Genomic DNA, 18,760 nt, shown 5'->3' on the forward strand with positions numbered 1-18,760 from the left:
AAGATGAAAAGAAATAAATTGTTAGATTTTATTTATAAAAAACATTCTTTAAAAAAGCAGTTACAGGCCATATTGATTATTGCCGTCGCTTTTTTGGCGTTCCCTGCAATGGCGCAGGAAGCTCAGGTTGCAGCAAGTATCGATACTGCCCAGATTAAAATTGGAGAGCAGATTTTATACAAAATCAATGTGGAAACCGATTCTACAAATCTGGTGGTTTTTCCTGAAGGCAATACCTTCTCACCATTAGAAGTAGTAGAATCTTTAGGAGCCGATACAACCAGAGTAAAAAATAAATTTCAGCTGCTTAAAGAATACAGCCTTACCCAGTTTGATTCGGGTTCTTATACTATTCCGCAGCAACGAATTATCATAAACGACAAGCCTTTTCTAACCGATTCTATGCGAGTTGAAGTGGCCGATGTTGCTGTAGATACGACGCAGCAGGAAATGTATCCCATAAAACCATCGGTAGAAGTACCAAAAAGTTTTAGTATTCCGGTTTGGGTTTGGTGGTTACTCGGGATTTTGGTGATATTGGGCATTTTAGCATTCTTTTTTATCAAGCGAAGAAAAGAAAAAGCGCTGGAAAATAAACTACCGCCATACGAGCAGGCGATGAAAGACCTGGACGATCTGGATAAAAGTACGCTAATAGAGAACCGAGAGGTTAAGGAGTATTATTCAAGATTAACCTATGCGGTTAGGCGTTATTTAGATGAAAAGGTTTATGATCGTGCTATGGAGAGTACGACGACCGAGTTGATTAGTTTCCTTGAAGCGCAACAAAAATCAGGAGTGCTTCATTTACACGGCAAAACACTACTGAATTTAAAACAGATCTTACAAAGGGCCGATTTGGCAAAATTTGCAGGATCCCGCCCAGATGTGATTACGGCAAAAGAAGATCGAAATAAAACCCGAATGATCATTAACGATGTGAAATCGTCGATGCCAGAGCCTACCGAAGAAGAGCTTATGCAAGACGAAGAATATCGCCAGAATAAACTTTCTAAAAAGCGCAAGAAACGATTGATTTTGGGTATTTCGGGCGGTGCTTTAGTGATTTTTATTGCTTTAGCGGTCTTAATCAGCTCTAAAGGATTAGATTATGTAATCGATACCTACTGGGGGCATCCTACCAAAGAATTACTGGAAGGCGACTGGATTAGAAGTGAATACGGTACACCAGCCGTAGCCATTACCACTCCTGAAGTTTTGGTGAGAAAAGATATGGAATTAAGCAAGGATGCCACCCAAACTTATGCAGATGCACAAATGTTTGCTTTTGGTAGTTTGGTGAGTAATTTTTATACCAGCTTAAGTACCCGGATCTTTACCAAAAAAGACCAGTTTGATCTTAAAACAGGGGTAGATGGTGTTTATAAGGAATTAGAGAATCAGGGAGCCCAGAATATTGTGATGAAACAGGAAGAATTTACCACGGTAAATGGAGCGAAAGGTGTAAAAGTATTTGGTACCCTGGAAATAAAGAATCCTGTAAACGATGAAATTCAGCCTAAAAAATATACTATTCTTAATTTTGCTGAAAATGGTGGTTTCCAGCAAATCACTGTAATTTATGATGAAGACGATAGCTATGCTGAAGAAATTTCAGGAAGGATCATTAATTCAGTAGAACTTATAAAATCGAATAATTAATGTTTGCGAATTTCACTTTCGAAAATCCTGAATTTTTCTGGTTGTTTATTTTACTTCCGGTGGCGATCGCATGGTATTTCTGGAAAAGAAATCTGCAAACACCGGCACTAAGGATGTCGAGTATTCAGGGATTTAAAGCTAAATCCAGTATTTTGGCAAAATTAAGACCCATTCTTTTCGTTTTAAGGATATTGGCGCTGGCTTTATTAATCGTTGCTTTGGCAAGGCCAAGAACAGTAGATGTTTCTACCCGAACCAACAGTACCCAGGGAATCGATATTGTTATGGCAATAGATGTTTCGGCCAGTATGCTAGCAAGAGACCTACAGCCAAATCGTTTAGAAGCTACAAAAGCGGTAGGTGAAGAATTTATAAAAGGCCGGCCTTCAGATCGTATAGGATTAGTGCTTTATTCAGGAGAAAGTTTTACCAAAACACCAATTACCAGTGATAAATCGGTTGTTTTACGCGCATTGGAAGATGTTGAGTTTAATAATATCTTAGAAAGTGGTACGGCAATAGGTTCAGGTTTGGCTACTTCGGTGAATCGACTAAAAGATAGTAAAGCCGAAAGTAAAGTGATTATTTTACTTACCGATGGGGTAAATAATTCAGGTTTTATCGATCCAAAAGTAGCTAGTGAATTGGCTAAAGAGTTTGGTATTAAAGTGTACACTATTGGAGTGGGTACAAATGGTATGGCGTTAACTCCAGTAGGTATTGCCGGTAATGGACGTTTTCAATTTGGTAATCGCCAGGTAGAGATCGATGAAGATCTATTAAAGCAAATTGCCGATGAGACCGGAGGCAAGTACTTTAGGGCTACCAATAACGAAAAGTTACAGGATATCTATGATGAAATCGATCAATTAGAAAAAACAGAAATCGAAGAATTTAAATATACCAATTACGACGAGAAATTTCGCCCCTTTGCATTACTTGCCGGCGCATTGTTACTATTCGAGCTGTTGTTAAGGTATACCATATTTAGAAGTTTTATATAAAGCTAGCGATGTTAGTATTTGAAGAAGAAATATATTTTTGGCTGTTTCTGGTCATCCCAGTAGTATTGCTACTTTTTATTTTCCTTTTATTCTGGAAAAGAAAAGCACGTAAAAGCTTTGCCAGTGATGAGCTTTTGCAAAAACTGGCGCCCAATAAATCTAATTTTAAGCCGATACTTAAATTGATTTTAATTTGCCTGGCGCTGGCCTGTTTGGTCGTTGCTTTGGTAAACCCTAAAATGGGAACCACTATGGAGACGGTTAAACGAGAAGGAGTAGATATTGTTTTTGCGATCGACGTTTCTAAAAGTATGGATGCTGAAGATATCGCTCCCAGTCGTTTGGAAAAATCGAAGCAACTGGTAAGACAAATCTTAGGAGGTTTAGGAAGTGATCGTGTAGGGATAATAGCCTATGCAGGAAGTGCCTTTCCTCAGTTACCCATTACTACAGATTATGCCGCAGCAAAAATGTTCCTTCAGGCTTTAAATACCGATATGATAAGCTCGCAGGGAACGGCCATTAGTGATGCAATCGATCTGGCTACAACCTACTACGATGATGATAACCAGACCAACCGGGTGTTGTTTATTATTAGTGATGGTGAAGATCATGAAGGGAATGTAGAATCTATTGCAGATGAAGCTGCCAAGAAAGGGATTAGAATTTATACCATTGGTGTAGGAACCGAAAAAGGAGGTCCAATTCCTATTAAAAGAAATGGGGTGGTTCAGAATTATAAAAAAGATCAAAACGGGGAGACCGTCATTACAAAATTAGATTCTAAGACCCTTAAGGAAATAGCATCTGAAGCTAATGGAGAATATATTGAAGGAAATGTAACTGCCAACGTTACAGAAACGGTACAGGATTTGTTAAAGAACATAGAGAAAACAGAATTTGAAGCGAAACAATTTGCCGATTATCAATCACATTTTCAGTGGTTTTTAGCGCTTTGCTTTATATTCTTGTTTTTAGACGTATTTCTTTTGGAGAGAAGTACAGCGTGGATTAAAAAGCTTAATTTGTTTAATGAAACAAAAAAGGATTAATATGAGACCTGCTAAAATGACATTTGGGCAAAACTCGTTTTTCCTGATTGTAGTATTGCTTTTTTCTTCTGTCGGCTTTGCACAGCAAAATGACGACATGGAAAAGCAAAGAAAAGAAGCAAATGCCTATATGAACCAGGCAGAGGAAGCTTTAAGTGAAAACGATTTTGCGAGTGCAGAGGCCGCTTACCGAAAGGCCATAGCCAAGGATCCCTCAAATACCACAGCAAAATATAATATGGGGAATCTTTATTATAACCGTGAAAAATCTGGAGAATCGCAATCGAGGTTTGTAGAAGCCAATAAAGTTTCTGAAAGTAAAGAAGATCGCCATAGGATAAATCACAACCTTGGTAATTCGTTTATGAAGCAGAAAAAATATAAGGAAGCTGTTGAAGCCTATAAAAATGCGCTGAGAAATGATCCTACAGATGATGAAACCCGTTATAACCTGGCTTTGGCGAAAAAGAAACTGGAAGAAGAGCAGCAGCAAAATCAGGATAAGAACGATAATCAGGACAATAAGGATAACAAAGATCAAAACCAGGATCAAAAAGATCAGGATCAGGATAATCAGGGAGATAAAGGAGAAGATAAGGATCAGGACGGGAAACCTAAAGATGAAGGGGATAACGAAAAACAGGATCCAAAAGATGGAGAAGGCGATCAGGACAATGAAAAGCCCCAGGATAAGGATCCTAACGAGCAAAATAAAGGAGATCAGGATCAAAAAGATCAAAAGGGAAAACCCGATCAACAAAAACAGCAGCAACCTCAACCTGCACAAGGACAGCTTTCGCCACAACAGATTAAAAATCTGCTTGAAGCTATGAATAACCAGGAAGAGAAAACTCAGGATAAAATGAATGCCGAAAAGGCTAAAGCTGTGAAAACACGGTCAGATAAGGACTGGTAGTATCCTGAATTTTATTAACCAGATCTAGATTAGAATTAAGGTTTACAAATGAAATTAAAGTTAGTAATATTAAGTCTGTTTTTATTTACGACCTCGCTTCTTTCTGCACAGGTAAAGTTTACAGCAGAAGTTAGCCGGGAACAGATTGGTGTCAATGAGCGTTTGCGTGTTGATTTCAATATGAATAAAGACGGGGATAACTTTACTCCGCCTTCTTTTACCGGTTTTAAAGTCGTAGGTGGGCCAAACCAGCAGGTAAGTAACAGTTGGGTGAATGGGAAGAGTACCTTTTCTAAAACCTATAGTTATTATCTGGAACCCAACTCGAAAGGAACCAAAACAATTGGGCAGGCCCAGGTGACCATCGCGGGAACAGTTTATAAAACTTCACCGGTAAATGTTGAGGTGGGTGACGCTGTAGAGCGGCCTCAGGATGGTAACGACGCAGCAATTGTTCCAGAAGATAACCTGCATTTTGTTGCCGAAGTATCTAAACCAAACCCATATCTTAATGAGGCGGTTACGGTAACCTATAAGCTTTATGTGAGTGAAAGAATTGGGATAAGTAATTTTAGAATGCTCGATAATCCTACATTCCCCGATTTTTGGAGCCAGACCTTAAATATGAATGGGTACAGGTTTGAACAGGGTACCTTTAGAGGAGAACCTTATCGATACGCCGTAGTATATAAAACCCTTTTATATCCCCAAAAAACCGGAAAGTTAGAAATCGATCCTGTAGCCATTTCCGTTTCGGTAGATGTTCCTAGTCAGCGTAGAAGTATTTTTGGAGGTATTATTTATCAAACAGTGGAGAAAAGAGTGACTTCGGCCAGTCGTGAAATCGATGTGAAGCCATTGCCAACACAGGGAAGACCTGCAAATTTCACTGGGGCAGTAGGGAGTTTCGAATTTAGCGTAGATCCAAGTAAAACCACCTTAGATGCGGGCGAATCGCTTACGGCTTCAGTAAAAGTTAGAGGCCGTGGCAACCTAATGCTTTTCGATTTACCAGACCTTACAGTGCCTAGTTCGTTAGAAATATATGAGCCAGAGCGTAAAGAGAATTTTAGCTCTACTTTAAATGGTACTCAGGGCAGTATTGCTGAAGATTACACCATTGTACCCACACGTAAAGGAAAATATCCAATTCCGGGATTAAACTTTTCTTATTTCGATCCGAGGTCTGAAACTTATAAAACCATAAGTACAAATGATATTGTAATTGATGTTGAAAATGGCCCTGTTGGAGCACTAACAAATTCAACTACCGCTAAGGATAATAATACTGTAGCCTCAAATAAACAACCGGTAAGCCTTAGTGGCGACCAGTTTAGATATATAAAACTGAATGCCAATCTAAAGCCTTTAAATGCACCGGAATTTTTTAGATCCTGGTTATTTTGGCTGCTTTTAATCGCACCGTTGCTGATTATTCCGCTGGTTATTATGTTTGGTAAAAAACGTGAAGCCAGAGCAAATGATATTACCGGAAACCGAATTAGAAAAGCAGATAAACTGGCGAGAAAATATCTTTCTGAAGCCAGAAAAAATCTTGGACAACAACAGGAATTCTATATCGCTTTAGAAAGGGCGATGCATAATTATCTAAAAGCAAAATTGCATATCCAAACCGGTGAAATGAGTAAAGAGCGAATAAGTGAAACTCTTACAGAAAAAGGCGTAGATCAGGCGACGACTACTCAATTTATCGAAATTTTAAAGAGTTGTGAATTTGCAAGATATACACCGGCATCTATGGATACCATGAAGCAGGATTATGATAAAGCTGCCAATGTCATATCAACTTTAGATAAACAATTGTAATTATGAAAAAGATCTTTTTTATCCTATTGGTTTTTTGCACTACAATTGGTTTTAGCCAAAATGAGGCGCTTTTTGAGAAGGCAAATAAGGCCTATGCCGATGGTAATTATGAGGAGGCTGTTAAAGAGTATAAAAGCATTTTGGGTAAAGGTGAAGCTTCGGTGTCTTTATATTACAATCTTGCCAATGCCCATTACAAATTAAACCATATTGCGCCCAGTATTTATTATTACGAAAAAGCCCTTCAGCTGGCACCTAATGATGCCGATGTAAAAAATAATATTCAGTTTGCCAGAAATATGGCAATGGACGATATCGAGAATGTAGAACGTACAGGGATTTCTAAAACTATAGATAGTTTAATCGCAACATTCAGTTTTAATACATGGGGAATGCTTGCCATTGCCTTTATGGTGCTTTTTGTTATTTTATTCTTGTTTTATTACTACGGAAGAAGTACGCTCTCAAAACGTATTTTTTTTATCACCTCAATGATTTCGATACTTCTTTGTATCGCTTCAGTCGTATTTGCTTTTAGTCAGCAAAATATTCAGCTAAATAATAATTATGCTATTGTATTTGCTGAAGAAGCCGGAGTAAGAAGTGAGCCAAATCTAAGAGGAGAACCTGCATTTTTACTACACGAAGGAACCAAAGCGAAGTTACTGGAAAACTATCAGGAATGGTATAAAATTGAAATTGCCGACGGTAAACAAGGTTGGATGCTAAAAGAAAATCTAAAAGAATTATAAGATTACTTCAGTGTGACTTCTGGTTGTATTGGGGCAGGCTTCTTTTTTGAAAAGAGGATCATATTCATCATTTTCCCCTATACTAACATTTAAATCAAGTTCAAGTGATTAAGTGGTGTTGAATAGCTGGAAGAATTTCAATCTTCATAAAAAATGAGATAATTCCCAGAGCTTTCAAAATGGAAATCATTCAACAAATGATATTCCCGAAATTGTAATTGTGTTTTCTATTCTTAGAACCTAAAAAAATTAAGGTTCTCCTGATAACTAAAGTAGGAAAAGTAGTAAACCCCGAAAGATATTCGGTATTTTTGCAGTCAATCTCAAGGCTTACTTTTAGACAAAAATAGGATGGATTTTTATAAGCAGATTTTAGAAAACAACAAGCACTGGGTTAGCAGCAAGCTCGATTCAGATCCCGAATTTTTTAAGCGTTTAGAGAATGGCCAGCAACCTCCTTTACTATGGATAGGCTGTGCAGATAGCCGTGTTCCGGCAAATGAAATTATTGGTACGCAGCCAGGTGAGGTCTTTGTGCATCGTAATATTGCCAATATGGTAATCCATACCGATATGAATATGCTAAGCGTTTTAGACTATTCAGTAAATGCCTTAAAAGTACAGCATATTATCGTTTGTGGCCATTATGGTTGTGGTGGGGTAAAGGCTGCCATGGATAACCAGTCTATAGGTTTAATCGATAACTGGATTCGTCACATAAAGGATATTTATAGAATGCATGTCCACGAGCTGGAAACGATAAAGGACGAAAAAGCACGTTGGGATCGTTTTGTAGAATTAAACGTGATCGAGCAGGTTTACGATCTTGCTGAAACATCAATTCTTCAAAACGCGTGGAAAAATAAGCAAAAAGTGGTGATACATGGTTGGGTTTATGGTGTAGGCACCGGGATCGTAAAAGATCTTAATGTTCACCTTACCGGAAATGAAAATCTAGACGAAATTTATAGATTAAAATTCTAGTTTTGAACGTCCGCAATAGATCATAATAAGGTATGGTCACCCTGAACTTGTCCTCGATAGCTATCGGGACAGGGTCTCATGACAATAGTTTATTTTTCTACACAGTATGAGATTGAGGATCAAGCCTGCCTCGCCGGTCTGGAATGACGAAAAAAACGAATTATTACATATTACAGATGATCAATTCTAGTTTTATTTTTTGCTGAATGTATACCGAAAGACAAGATATTCCCTCAGCTTCTTTTTTGTTTTAGATTTCGTCCTCTTGATCTTCATCAGTCTTATCTTCCGGGTTCCAGATGTCACGTTCCCTGGCTTCTCTTAAAATTGTGGGTAAGAGGGTAGGGGCAATGATGGCAACAGGTCGGTAAAGTACCGATTCTTCAATGGTTTTGTCTTCAACCAGATCAATTTCCTCTTCAGTAGCTTTAAAAAACATAATCACTACGCTGGCTAAAAAAGCAAGCTTTAAAAGGCCAAAAGCGGCTCCCAATATTTTATTTACCATTCCTAATGCAGCAAGATTGGCCACTTTTGTTAAAAATTTTCCTGCCAGGGTTACCAAGAACAGGATAAGAATAAAAGTGATGGCAAAAGCGAACAGGTTAATCACTCCCTCGTCCCAATCTACATGTTTGGCTAAAAAATCACTTAAAATATAGCTAAAATAGATTGCCCCGTAAATTCCGGCGATTAAACCCACAAGTGCAGCAACTTCAGCAAAAAGGCCGCGAAAGAAACCACGAATAAGTCCGTATAACAAAATAATCCCCAGGATGATATCTATGGTGTTCATGTGATTTTCTTTACGCTATTGGTAAATTTATTCAATATTTTGTTACAATGGTTTTTGCCCAAATATCTCCTAATCTTTGATTTTTATCTGAACTTTGAATAACCAGGATGCCCACAATTCCGAAGAAACACATATCAATAGGATCTAAAAGATGTCTTTTGAAGCATACCCAGAAAGTGTGATGGGTTTTAAGTGAACAATTGAATTGCCTACTGTTGCACCAAACCAGGTCTCCAGGCAAACAGTAAATAGAAACCAGAATAAAACAGGAAGAAGTGCCGGGAGGCCATTTAAATGATAATTTCCCTCACCATCTGGCGTACCCATTATAAAAATGAGCATAAAAGCAATTGTGTTTACAATGGCATAATCGATAAACCCGGCTAAATATCTTCTACCAATATATTTAGGTTTAGGTTCTTCGAGAAATTCAAAATCTTGCATGTTAATGATATCTAATCAAATATAAATAATTTGCTCGCAAAACCTATATTTGCAGCATGGCAAGAGATGAGAAATTAAAAGAACGATGGGAAGATCTTCAGCAAAAATTAGCAAATCAATTTGCTGATGGAGAAGTAATGGAATTAGACGCCGTGATCTATATTATAGGGGTGCAGGAATTGGGACAATTACACCGTCGTTTTAAAAAGGATCAAAAAGTCGATTTAATGCATATCGCCATTTGCAGGTTATTGGAGCCTTACGGATATTATGAGTTTGATTATTTTGACGATGACGGCTGGCCGCATTATAAGGTTTTAGAGCAGCTTCCCAATTTAAAAGCAGGTGAGCAAAGTGTTTTGATGAAAGAAGCCATTGTGCAATATTTTCTTGAAAAAGAATATATTTCTTAAATGAACATCTTGTTTTTTTTAGCCAACTTTCCCAACGATTCTGGGCCTGTTTATACTGAAACTGTACAGGGAAGATTTCCGGTAGAGCCATTTAATACTTTTAGTAATCTTTTCTTTTTAGCGATTGTAATTTATTTTTCATGCCGCGTTTACAAAAATTATAAAGATCAGTTATTTCTAAGTTTTGCTTTACCTGTTTTATTTATAGGATGGATTGGCGGTACCATATATCATGCAACGAGAAGCCATGAAATCTGGCTTTTAATGGATTGGGTACCTATCGATATTTTATGTTTGGGAGCGTCACTTTATTTTGCTTCTAAAGCCAGTGCTAAAAAAAGGCAGGTGCTAGGCTTAATGTTGTTGGTGCTTTTGTTGGTTTTAGGGGTTCGTTTTATTCCGTTTAGGTCGCATGGTCAAACCTATTCTTATATTGCTACAGCTATTGGATTGTTATTGCCTATTGGGATTCATATTTATCAAACACGGCTTAAACATGCTAAGTTTATGGCTTTTGCGATCATTAGTTTTATAGTAGCTATAAGTTTTAGGGCATTAGATCGTTATATTTATTTTTCTATGGGAACGCATTGGCTATGGCATAGCTTTGGTGCTTTTTCGGTCTTCTTTTTAATGAAGTATATTTTTCATGATGCAAAAACATCAAACCTTAAAAATCGCTTAGATTAATTTTTCTCTTTTAATACTTCAGGTTTTCTGTGTTTTTAATACGGGCTATAGGCGTAAATTTTTATAAATTTGCCATCTTATAAGAATGGTATCTATGATTGATAAGATTAAGGAACATATTGCTGATGTTAAAGCCTTTAATGCTGCAACAAAAGAGGAAATAGAAAATTTCAGAATAAAATATCTTGGTAAAAAAGGTATTCTTAATAGCTTTTTTGCTGAATTTAAGAACGTTCCTAACGAACAGAAGAAAGATTTTGGACAAACGATTAATGAACTTAAAACTTCTGCTCAGGAAAAAGTAGACACTTTAAAAGATCGTTTAGAGAGCCTTGAAGAAGAAAAAGGGGTTTACGGTGATCTTTCCAGACCATCAGAACCTTTAGAAATTGGTTCCCGTCATCCTATTTCAATAGTTAAAAATCAAATCATAGAGATTTTTTCCAATATCGGCTTCAATGTATCTGAAGGATCAGAGATCGAAGACGACTGGCATAATTTTACCGCATTAAACTTACCAGAGTATCACCCGGCAAGAGATATGCAGGATACGTTTTTTATCCAAACTGATCCTGATATTTTGCTAAGAACGCATACCTCTTCGGTACAGGTTAGATATATGGAGAATAATACACCCCCAATCAGGACAATTTCTCCCGGTCGGGTTTTTAGGAACGAAGCTATTTCTGCCCGTTCTCACTGTATTTTCCACCAGGTAGAAGGTCTGTATATTGATAAGAATGTCTCGTTTGCCGATTTAAAACAAACGCTTTTATATTTTACCAAACAGCTTTTTGGAAAGTCCAAAATTAGATTAAGACCTTCTTATTTCCCATTTACCGAACCTAGCGCCGAGCTGGATATTTATTGGGGGCTGGAAACAGAAACTGATTACAGAATAACCAAGGGAACCGGTTGGCTGGAGATTTTAGGTTGCGGAATGGTAGATCCCAACGTACTTAAAAATTGTAATATCGACCCTAAAGAATATTCTGGTTTCGCATTTGGTATGGGAATAGAGCGTATTGCGATGTTACTGTATCAAATTGGGGATATTCGTATGTTCTATGAGAACGATGTGCGATTCCTGGAGCAGTTTAAATCTTCAATATAATTCTGCAAAGGATTTTATGAGTTTGTTGAGATAACAGCAGCTTTTAAAATACGAACTTAACGCAAAAATAGCCCTTATGAAAAAGTCTGGTTTTATTATTCTTGCGGTAATCGTTTTAGGCATTGCGGCCTATTTAGCTATAGCTGTTTTAAAAATCACCATTGGTTTAATCGTATTGGCGATTGCGGCAGTAGTTTTGTTTGTGCTTTGGCATATGATTAAACATAAATGGGAGAAAAAATTTGAAAACGAATCTTAAAAAGATCGAATTTTGAAAAAGGATATAGAAATTCCTAAAGTCGAAAAAGTTCATGTTGCCGCGGTTAGGGAATTTAATAAAGAATTTCAGGCAGAGGAATGGAATGCATATATCATTAATAATAAGAATGTTTCTATTGAAATGATCCTGATCGTGGCCAAAGGTTACGATGGTGCCAAAGAAACATCGGTAATGCGCCATAAACTGGAAAAATTACCACCGCACTCTTTCGCAAAAATAGAATTTATTCAGGACGAAGTTTTAGGGCTTAATAACGAATATCAGGTAACTTTTTTTGCTGAAAACAAGATGTTTGAAAAGACCTTTGTTTTTAAGAAAAACACCGTTAAACAGGAGAAACAAAAAGAGCTGCCGATAATACCCAAAATGGGCATTTTAGCAGAATAAATTATACAAAAAAGCCTCTTTCCAGAGGCTTTTTTGTATAATTTGGGGAATGATGATTATCTAAGCTTGTTAGAAGTATCGATATAGTTGCCAATTACCGTACTACCACTATTTTGTCTTACCTGTCCAAAAACATGGATCCTGGAGCCGTTTCCAACAAATTCTAAAGTAGATCCGCTATTTAGATTTAAATTGCCATAAACGATAAGCGTTCCTTCAATCCTTAAAACAGAACCACTATTTATGTTAAGATCATGATTTCTTCCAAAAATCCCTACGGCCATGGCACCACGCATATTAAATGTTCCCTCGCTGTTAATGTTTACGCTATGTTGGATATTTATAGAACCACAAAAGGTCAACTCTCCTCCAACATTTAAATTTTTAAGCGTTGCAGCACCACGATAAGCTAAAATATCGTTGCTATTCACATTTAAATTAGAACGGCCGGTGTAAAAATTGTAAGATTCACATTCAGCAAAATTGTCTCTTGCTTCTGGCTTACTCACTTTAATGATTTTTAATCCGCTGGTTCCAGAGGCTACAAAGATATAATCGCCATCAGATTGGATATAATTAGAAGAGCCTTCTAAATCTACAATACCTTCTTCTATAAGGGTATTATTTTCATCAAGTTTGGCAATTCCAAATCCGGCTCCGCCGTTGGCCATTAAAATAAAATCTCCGGCAATAGAAACGGCGTTGGTCACCACATCTTCATTATCATATTCGGCATCAGGAAGAACCTGTATCGCTAATTGTTGCAAGGCATTTCCCGAGTTACTATCGTATATTCCTACACCGTTATGACCTTCAGAAACTAAAATAGCCTGATCTTTAAATGCAATGGTCCGTTTCGATTCACTGGCCAGATTAGGGGTGTTAATTCTATTTAAAACAGAAAGGTCGCCAGGATTATACATCGCAAGCCCTTCACTACCACTTAACACCGCTATTTTGTTATTTCCGTAAGCGATCGATCTAAGATCGGGTACCGGCTGCTCTGCAATAGTTTCTAAACTTGCAGCATCATAAACGCCTAAAACACCGGTAGCACCGCTAACACCAATAATTTTATCATCAAAACCTGTAATATCAACCGCTACATTCCCTTCAATAGGTTTTAATTGAAAGTTCTGTAAAAAGTTCCCGGCTGCAACGTTTACATACCCAAGGTTCGCACGATATTCCAGATTTAAAAGTTCGTCTGTATTTACTGCGGAAGCAAAGTATAATCTGCCATTACTGAAATATGCTGCGGTAAAATCTACAATATCTGAAGTTACACGGCTGGTCACAAAAGGATTGGTCTTGTCTTCAATATTAATAATATCGATACCGCCAAGATAAGCTTCGCCTTCCATCATATAAGTGACGTAGGCATAATTTCCGTTGATTTTTACATGGCTCGCTCTAAGTGGTGTTCCATCTACAACTGGTGGGTCTACAGTAGCAATTTGCTCTAAAGCGATATTGCTTACCTGTGGATCTTCGTCTTCAACAACTTGTTTTGAAAGGTTTGCTTTGATAGCCGTTATGGAAGAAATACTTAATACCCCTGCACCATTTCGGGTTAATACCGATTCTAAGGCACCGGCATCATTGTTAATTTCGAAATTTTCCTGAGTGTATTCGTTCTCATCAAAATCGTTGTTGCTGTCACTACATGAAATTAATAGGATAGATAAGATTACCCATCCTACCAGTAATTTTTTACTCATAGAAAGTTTTTTAAAGAGTTACTCTTAATTATGGTTCGCAATGTAGCTTAATAACCGACGTAGGTGTAAGATTTTTCGTTCATTCAACGGTTATAGGTGATAAGTGGTAATTATCTGTCTACTAATTAATCTAGTTTGTCGGCAAGTTTTTTAAAGGTCTTTTTAGGGTTTTTCCCTTCATAAAGTATGGCGTAAACCGCATTGATAATGGGGGTTTTTGCTTTACGCTCTTTATTAATTTTATAAGCACTGTCTGTAGCGTAGTATCCTTCAGCAATCATGCTCATCTCCATTTGTGCACTTTTAACGGTGTAACCTTTACCAATCATATTCCCAAACATTCTGTTTCTACTAAACACCGAATATCCGGTTACTAAAAGGTCACCCAAATAAGCAGAATCGTTAATATTACGCTTCATTTTGTGTACTTTTTTAATGAATTTTTTCATCTCCCTAATCGCATTACTCATTAGTACACTCTGGAAGTTATCACCGTATCCAAGGCCGTGTGCAATCCCGGCGGCAATCGCGTAAATGTTTTTTAAAACCGCAGCATATTCAGTCCCAACAATATCGTCGCTGGTTTTACATTTAATATAATCACTGGATAAGAAACCGGCCAGCATTTTTGCTTTTTTCTCGTCGCTACAGGCAATTGTTAGATACGATAAACGCTCTAAAGCCACTTCTTCGGCATGGCATGGACCCGTAATTACCCCGATATTCTCAAAATCGATATTGTAAAATTTATTGAAGTGTTCTCCAACAATCAAACTACTTTCAGGAACAATTCCTTTTATGGCTGAAAATATAATTTTTCCTTCTAAAGAGACAGTAAGGTTGTCTAATTCAGATTTTAAAAATGCAGATGGAATAGCAAAAATCAATACATCGGCAGCATCAACAATTTCATTGATATCATTGCTAAGCCGAAGCTGATTGATATCAAACTCTACATCGCTTAGATAGCTAGGATTATGCTCGTGTCTTTTTAAGTGTTCAACGGCATAAATACTTCTCATGTACCAATGTACCTTTTCGATATTTTCGCTAAGCATTTTTACGATAGCGGTTGCCCAGCTACCTCCGCCAATAACAGCTATATTAGGAGTTGTACTCATGTGTTTGGTTTGTTGTACGTGTTACAAAAATAAAGATTAAATAGGGCTTTAAAATTTCTGATACCGCTATGGGGCTAAGTATGGCAAAATTTTAACACAAAATAGCGATCCTTAAAGACAATCTTAATAGAAAGGCCTACGTTATTAGATTGTGCTTCTCCTAACCAGAGAAGATTTCTTAGTTTTTTTGGTTGGTTATTTAGTTTGAAAACCGCTTTGTATTAGAGATACAGGGCGGTTTTTTAATTACTAGCTTTTGTCGTAGCGCTTCTTGATTCTGGTAGCGAAGCGGGTCTAAATTCCAGCTTCTTCTTTTGATGCTATTTATAAAAATTGTTGTGAATCACGTAGTCCCAAACTTTAGCCGGTAACATAGGCTTTATAAACTTGCCTTCTTTTATCGAATTTCGAATAAAGGTTGCAGAAATTTCTATAACAGGCGCATCTACCCGATTTATTTTTGGATGATCTTTAAATTGATTTTCTACCTTTCCGCCAGATTTTCTTGGATAGACATACAACGTATGATTTTCTAAAATCACTTCATAGTTTTTCCATTTATGAAAGGTCTTTAGGTTATCCTCTCCCATAATGAGGCAAAACTCATTTGTGGGATATTTTTCTTGCAGGTGCGCCAGGGTTTTTACCGTATAATTAGGCTGTTCTAATCTAAACTCTACGTCGCTGGGTTGTAAATGCTCAAATTCTTCACAGGCCATAAAAACCATTTCCAGGCGGTTATGGTTATCCAAAAGCGTACTTTTCTTTTTATGGGGATTATGCGGAGTTACGACCAGCCAGACTTCATCAAGATCTGAAAATTCGGCCATGTGATTTGCAATAATGACATGACCAATATGAATGGGGTTAAACGTCCCAAAGAAAAGTCCGATTTTTTTATTCATCTTCCTTTTTTATAAAATCTGAAACCAGATCGTGTGCTTCCTTTAAAGCAATTTCCAGATCGTTATTTTCGATAATAAAATCAAATTGCGGTGCGGTGGCAAGCTCGATACTGGCTTTGGCAACGCGCATATTGATCTTGTCCATCGATTCGGTTTTGCGCTTTTTTAACCTGATTTTTAATTCTTCAATACTTGGTGGTTTTACAAAAACAGCCAGGGTTTTTTTAGGATAGATCTTTTTTATATCTAATCCGCCAACCACATCAATATCAAAAATAACGTGCTTTCCTTTTTCCCAAATTCGCTCTACTTCAGCTTTTAGCGTTCCGTAGAAATTATCGCGATAAACCTCTTCCCATTCCAGGAATTCGTCGTTTTTAATCTTCTTTTTAAAATCTTCCAAAGACAAAAAGTAATAATCCTTGCCGTCCACTTCATTAGGACGTGGATCACGGGAGGTCGCCGAGATCGAAAAATCAAGCTTTAAATCCTCCTGGGTTAAAAGATGTCTAACAATAGTTGTTTTGCCTGAACCAGACGGAGCTGAAAATACAATTAGCTTCCCTTCTTTCATGGTGCTACGCTTTAATTTGGTTTAAGTAGTGTTACAGAACGTTTAATACCTGCTCCTTAATTTTTTCCAGCTCGTCTTTCATTTGTACTACAAGCTGTTGCATGGGTGCATAGTTGCTTTTACTGCCTATGGTATTAATCTCACGTCCCATTTCCTGGCCAATAAATCCTAATTTTCTACCGTTGCTATCTGCTGTATCCAGGGTTTCGTTAAAATAGGCGAGGTGATTTTTAAGCCGAACTTCTTCTTCGGTGATGTCGTATTTTTCGATATAGTACACCAATTCCTGTTCAAATCGGTTTTCGTCCACATTCTCCTTTAGATCCTCAATTCCTTTACGAAGCCGCTCCCGAACGCTATCTACGCGTTCCGGATTAATTTTCATGATTTCATCCAACAAACTACCTATATTACTGGCGCGAAGTTTTAGATCTTTTTCTAAAGCAGCACCTTCAGCATTTCTAAATTCGTTAATTTCAGTAAGTGCTTCTTCTAAGGTTTTTTCTATTTCAGCAAACTCATTTTCGTCAATTTCCTCACGTTCCGTTTTTAACGCATCGGGTAAACGCATGGCAATTTCTAAAAGCTGGGCATCACTCTGGCTACCAATGCCTGGTAATTTAAGATCCATCATTTGTTTGATGTAAGCTTTTACAACCTCAGCATTTACAGATGCCGATGTTTCGTCACCAGATTGTTCTACATAAAGTGAGAAATCTACCTTGCCGCGTTTTAAAGCCGAAGAAATCGTATTACGCATTACCAATTCTTTTTCACGATACTGCGAAGGAATTCTGGCATTTAGATCCAGATTTTTACTATTTAAAGATTTAATCTCTATGGTAATCTTTTTATTGGGAAGCTGTAGTACACTTTTCCCAAAACCTGTCATTGATTGAATCATGCTTCATTTTTACGGTTGTGCAAAGATAATCAATTCTCAGGCAGCGCAAAGAGTATGGAATAATTTAGCTGAAGAAAGGAACCTACAGGAACACTAAAGGTGATTTTGGATAAATTGAAGCGCTCTTTCTTCCTGATAGTATATTTTTTTATGCTGAATAAAGCCCACATGTCCGCCATGTTTTGGGATTTCCAGATGCAGGAATGCAGATTTTTCGGCTATTTTCTTCGGAAATGAGGCTGAGGTTAAAAAAGTATCATTTTCAGCATTTAAAAGAAGTGTTGGGATCTTGATATTGGATAAAAACTGAAGGCAACTGCATTTTTCGTAATATTCTGAAGCTGAAGCATACCCATGCGCACGACTGGTATACAGCTCATCGATGGCTAATAAAGAATTACAAGCCGATATTTGCTGTTTTTCGAGTTCTTTTGGGAACGCCAGTTGCCGCTCAAAAAGCTGATCTTTTAAATTCTTCTCAAAACGCCTGGAGTACAATTTATTCTTAGGAAGATTTAAAGCTTCCAGGCTGGCACCAAGATCACAAGGCGTAGAAACAGCGACAGCCACTTTTATTTGCGGTGGCAGCTGGTCGCGCTCGCCCAGATATTTTAATAAAAGATTGCCGCCAAGGCTAAAACCCACCAAAGCAATGTGTTCGTAGTTGTTTTTCCTGAAAATATGGTCTAGAACTTCTTCCAGATCTTCAGTCGCACCGGCATTGTAGCTGCGGTATAATCTATTTATTTCGCCGCTACAACTTCTAAAATTCATTGCGCAGTAATCCCAGCTATTTTCAGTAAAAATTTTACCCATTCCCAACATATACGGTCGGTTGGCATTTCCTGCCAGTCCGTGCATGCTAATCACTAATTTTTTGGTTTGGTTTTTAGAAAAAGCCCAATCCAGATCTAAAAAATCACCATCGCTTAATTCTAAACGCTCCCGTTTTTCAGATTTAAAATTCACTTTTCTAAGCGTTGCTGCATAGATCGTGGCGATATGCGCATTTTTAAAAAGAGGCGGAGCGGTATAATTACTTTGGATCACTGGCATGCGTCAAATTTCCGAAAAAAATTAATTATTAACCTGAGCTCGATTTAAGAAAATGCCGGATGCTGAGTGAAATCTTTGCAACAGGTTTTATATCGAAGCTTTCGTTTTGGTAGCATTTCGATACAGATTTTCTTGGAAAATCCATTCCATGACCAAAA

20 protein-coding genes are annotated in these 18,760 nt (G+C 37.4%); 12 read left to right on the plus strand and 8 right to left on the minus strand.

The window, feature by feature from the left end; genetic code table 11:
* Positions 1-3: 3 nt before the first annotated feature.
* The 7 genes from L1967_RS06685 to can all read left to right on the plus strand — a co-directional run bounded on the left by L1967_RS06685 (position 4) and on the right by can (position 8,197).
* The gene (locus L1967_RS06685; protein ID WP_249600954.1) at positions 4-1,662 is read left to right on the plus strand and encodes a DUF4381 family protein; all 1,659 of its coding nucleotides are present in this window, start codon (positions 4-6) and stop codon (positions 1,660-1,662) included.
* Entirely contained in the window at positions 1,662-2,666 is a 1,005-nt protein-coding gene (locus L1967_RS06690) for a vWA domain-containing protein (protein WP_249600955.1), read from the plus strand. The genes L1967_RS06685 and L1967_RS06690 overlap by 1 nt, the downstream gene beginning before the upstream one ends.
* 8 nt (positions 2,667-2,674) lie before the next feature.
* Positions 2,675-3,718 carry a vWA domain-containing protein gene (locus L1967_RS06695; RefSeq protein WP_249600956.1) on the plus strand — a complete coding sequence of 348 codons (1,044 nt, stop codon included), beginning with the start codon at positions 2,675-2,677 and terminating at the stop codon, positions 3,716-3,718.
* A gap of 1 nt (position 3,719) precedes the next feature.
* A complete protein-coding gene (locus L1967_RS06700; RefSeq protein ID WP_249600957.1) occupies positions 3,720-4,634 on the plus strand; it encodes a tetratricopeptide repeat protein in 915 nt (304 codons plus the stop codon).
* 48 nt (positions 4,635-4,682) lie between these two features.
* On the plus strand, positions 4,683-6,461 hold the full coding sequence (locus L1967_RS06705) for a BatD family protein (RefSeq protein WP_249600958.1): 1,779 nt from the start codon (positions 4,683-4,685) through the stop codon (positions 6,459-6,461).
* A 2-nt stretch (positions 6,462-6,463) separates the two neighbouring features.
* Positions 6,464-7,213 carry an SH3 domain-containing protein gene (locus L1967_RS06710; RefSeq protein WP_249600959.1) on the plus strand — a complete coding sequence of 250 codons (750 nt, stop codon included), beginning with the start codon at positions 6,464-6,466 and terminating at the stop codon, positions 7,211-7,213.
* Positions 7,214-7,564: 351 nt separating this feature from the next.
* Positions 7,565-8,197, plus strand: coding sequence for a carbonate dehydratase (can, locus tag L1967_RS06715; protein WP_249600960.1), 633 nt, complete (start codon positions 7,565-7,567; stop codon positions 8,195-8,197).
* 250 nt (positions 8,198-8,447) lie between these two features.
* Here the strand turns inward: can and L1967_RS06720 are convergent, their stop codons facing one another.
* Both L1967_RS06720 and L1967_RS06725 read right to left on the minus strand, forming a co-directional pair.
* Positions 8,448-8,993 (minus strand): CvpA family protein, encoded by a 546-nt coding sequence (locus tag L1967_RS06720; RefSeq protein ID WP_249600961.1) that lies wholly within the window; start codon positions 8,991-8,993, stop codon positions 8,448-8,450.
* Positions 8,994-9,137: 144 nt separating this feature from the next.
* Positions 9,138-9,437 carry an RDD family protein gene (locus L1967_RS06725; protein ID WP_249600962.1) on the minus strand — a complete coding sequence of 100 codons (300 nt, stop codon included), beginning with the start codon at positions 9,435-9,437 and terminating at the stop codon, positions 9,138-9,140.
* 56 nt (positions 9,438-9,493) lie between these two features.
* On the opposite strand from L1967_RS06725, the gene L1967_RS06730 reads away from it, so the two are divergent.
* The 5 genes from L1967_RS06730 to L1967_RS06750 all read left to right on the plus strand — a co-directional run bounded on the left by L1967_RS06730 (position 9,494) and on the right by L1967_RS06750 (position 12,321).
* On the plus strand, positions 9,494-9,850 hold the full coding sequence (locus L1967_RS06730) for a hypothetical protein (protein ID WP_249600963.1): 357 nt from the start codon (positions 9,494-9,496) through the stop codon (positions 9,848-9,850).
* Positions 9,851-10,540, plus strand: a complete 690-nt coding sequence (locus tag L1967_RS06735) for a hypothetical protein (protein ID WP_249600964.1) — start codon at positions 9,851-9,853, stop codon at positions 10,538-10,540.
* Between the two features lie 94 nt (positions 10,541-10,634).
* Positions 10,635-11,654, plus strand: a complete 1,020-nt coding sequence (gene pheS, locus L1967_RS06740; protein WP_249600965.1) for a phenylalanine--tRNA ligase subunit alpha — start codon at positions 10,635-10,637, stop codon at positions 11,652-11,654.
* 76 nt (positions 11,655-11,730) lie between these two features.
* Positions 11,731-11,913 carry a hypothetical protein gene (locus L1967_RS06745; protein WP_249600966.1) on the plus strand — a complete coding sequence of 61 codons (183 nt, stop codon included), beginning with the start codon at positions 11,731-11,733 and terminating at the stop codon, positions 11,911-11,913.
* A gap of 12 nt (positions 11,914-11,925) precedes the next feature.
* Complete coding sequence (locus L1967_RS06750; RefSeq protein WP_249600967.1) at positions 11,926-12,321, plus strand: hypothetical protein; 396 nt, start codon at positions 11,926-11,928, stop codon at positions 12,319-12,321.
* Between the two features lie 56 nt (positions 12,322-12,377).
* Here the strand turns inward: L1967_RS06750 and L1967_RS06755 are convergent, their stop codons facing one another.
* The 6 genes from L1967_RS06755 to L1967_RS06780 form a co-directional block, all read right to left on the minus strand.
* Positions 12,378-14,042, minus strand: a complete 1,665-nt coding sequence (locus L1967_RS06755) for an LVIVD repeat-containing protein (protein WP_249600968.1) — start codon at positions 14,040-14,042, stop codon at positions 12,378-12,380.
* Between the two features lie 125 nt (positions 14,043-14,167).
* On the minus strand, positions 14,168-15,163 hold the full coding sequence (locus L1967_RS06760) for an NAD(P)H-dependent glycerol-3-phosphate dehydrogenase (RefSeq protein WP_249600969.1): 996 nt from the start codon (positions 15,161-15,163) through the stop codon (positions 14,168-14,170).
* A 320-nt stretch (positions 15,164-15,483) separates the two neighbouring features.
* On the minus strand, positions 15,484-16,068 hold the full coding sequence (nadD, locus tag L1967_RS06765; protein WP_249600970.1) for a nicotinate (nicotinamide) nucleotide adenylyltransferase: 585 nt from the start codon (positions 16,066-16,068) through the stop codon (positions 15,484-15,486).
* Entirely contained in the window at positions 16,061-16,642 is a 582-nt protein-coding gene (gene gmk / locus L1967_RS06770; RefSeq protein ID WP_249600971.1) for a guanylate kinase, read from the minus strand. Before gmk ends, nadD begins: the two co-directional genes overlap by 8 nt.
* Before the next feature lie 31 nt (positions 16,643-16,673).
* The gene (locus tag L1967_RS06775; RefSeq protein WP_249600972.1) at positions 16,674-17,546 is read right to left on the minus strand and encodes a YicC/YloC family endoribonuclease; all 873 of its coding nucleotides are present in this window, start codon (positions 17,544-17,546) and stop codon (positions 16,674-16,676) included.
* Between the two features lie 93 nt (positions 17,547-17,639).
* Positions 17,640-18,602, minus strand: coding sequence for a YheT family hydrolase (locus L1967_RS06780; RefSeq protein WP_249600973.1), 963 nt, complete (start codon positions 18,600-18,602; stop codon positions 17,640-17,642).
* Positions 18,603-18,760: the final 158 nt, after the last annotated feature.

The sequence above is a fragment of the Zunongwangia pacifica genome, from assembly GCF_023499215.1.
GTDB classification, from domain to species: domain Bacteria; phylum Bacteroidota; class Bacteroidia; order Flavobacteriales; family Flavobacteriaceae; genus Zunongwangia; species Zunongwangia pacifica.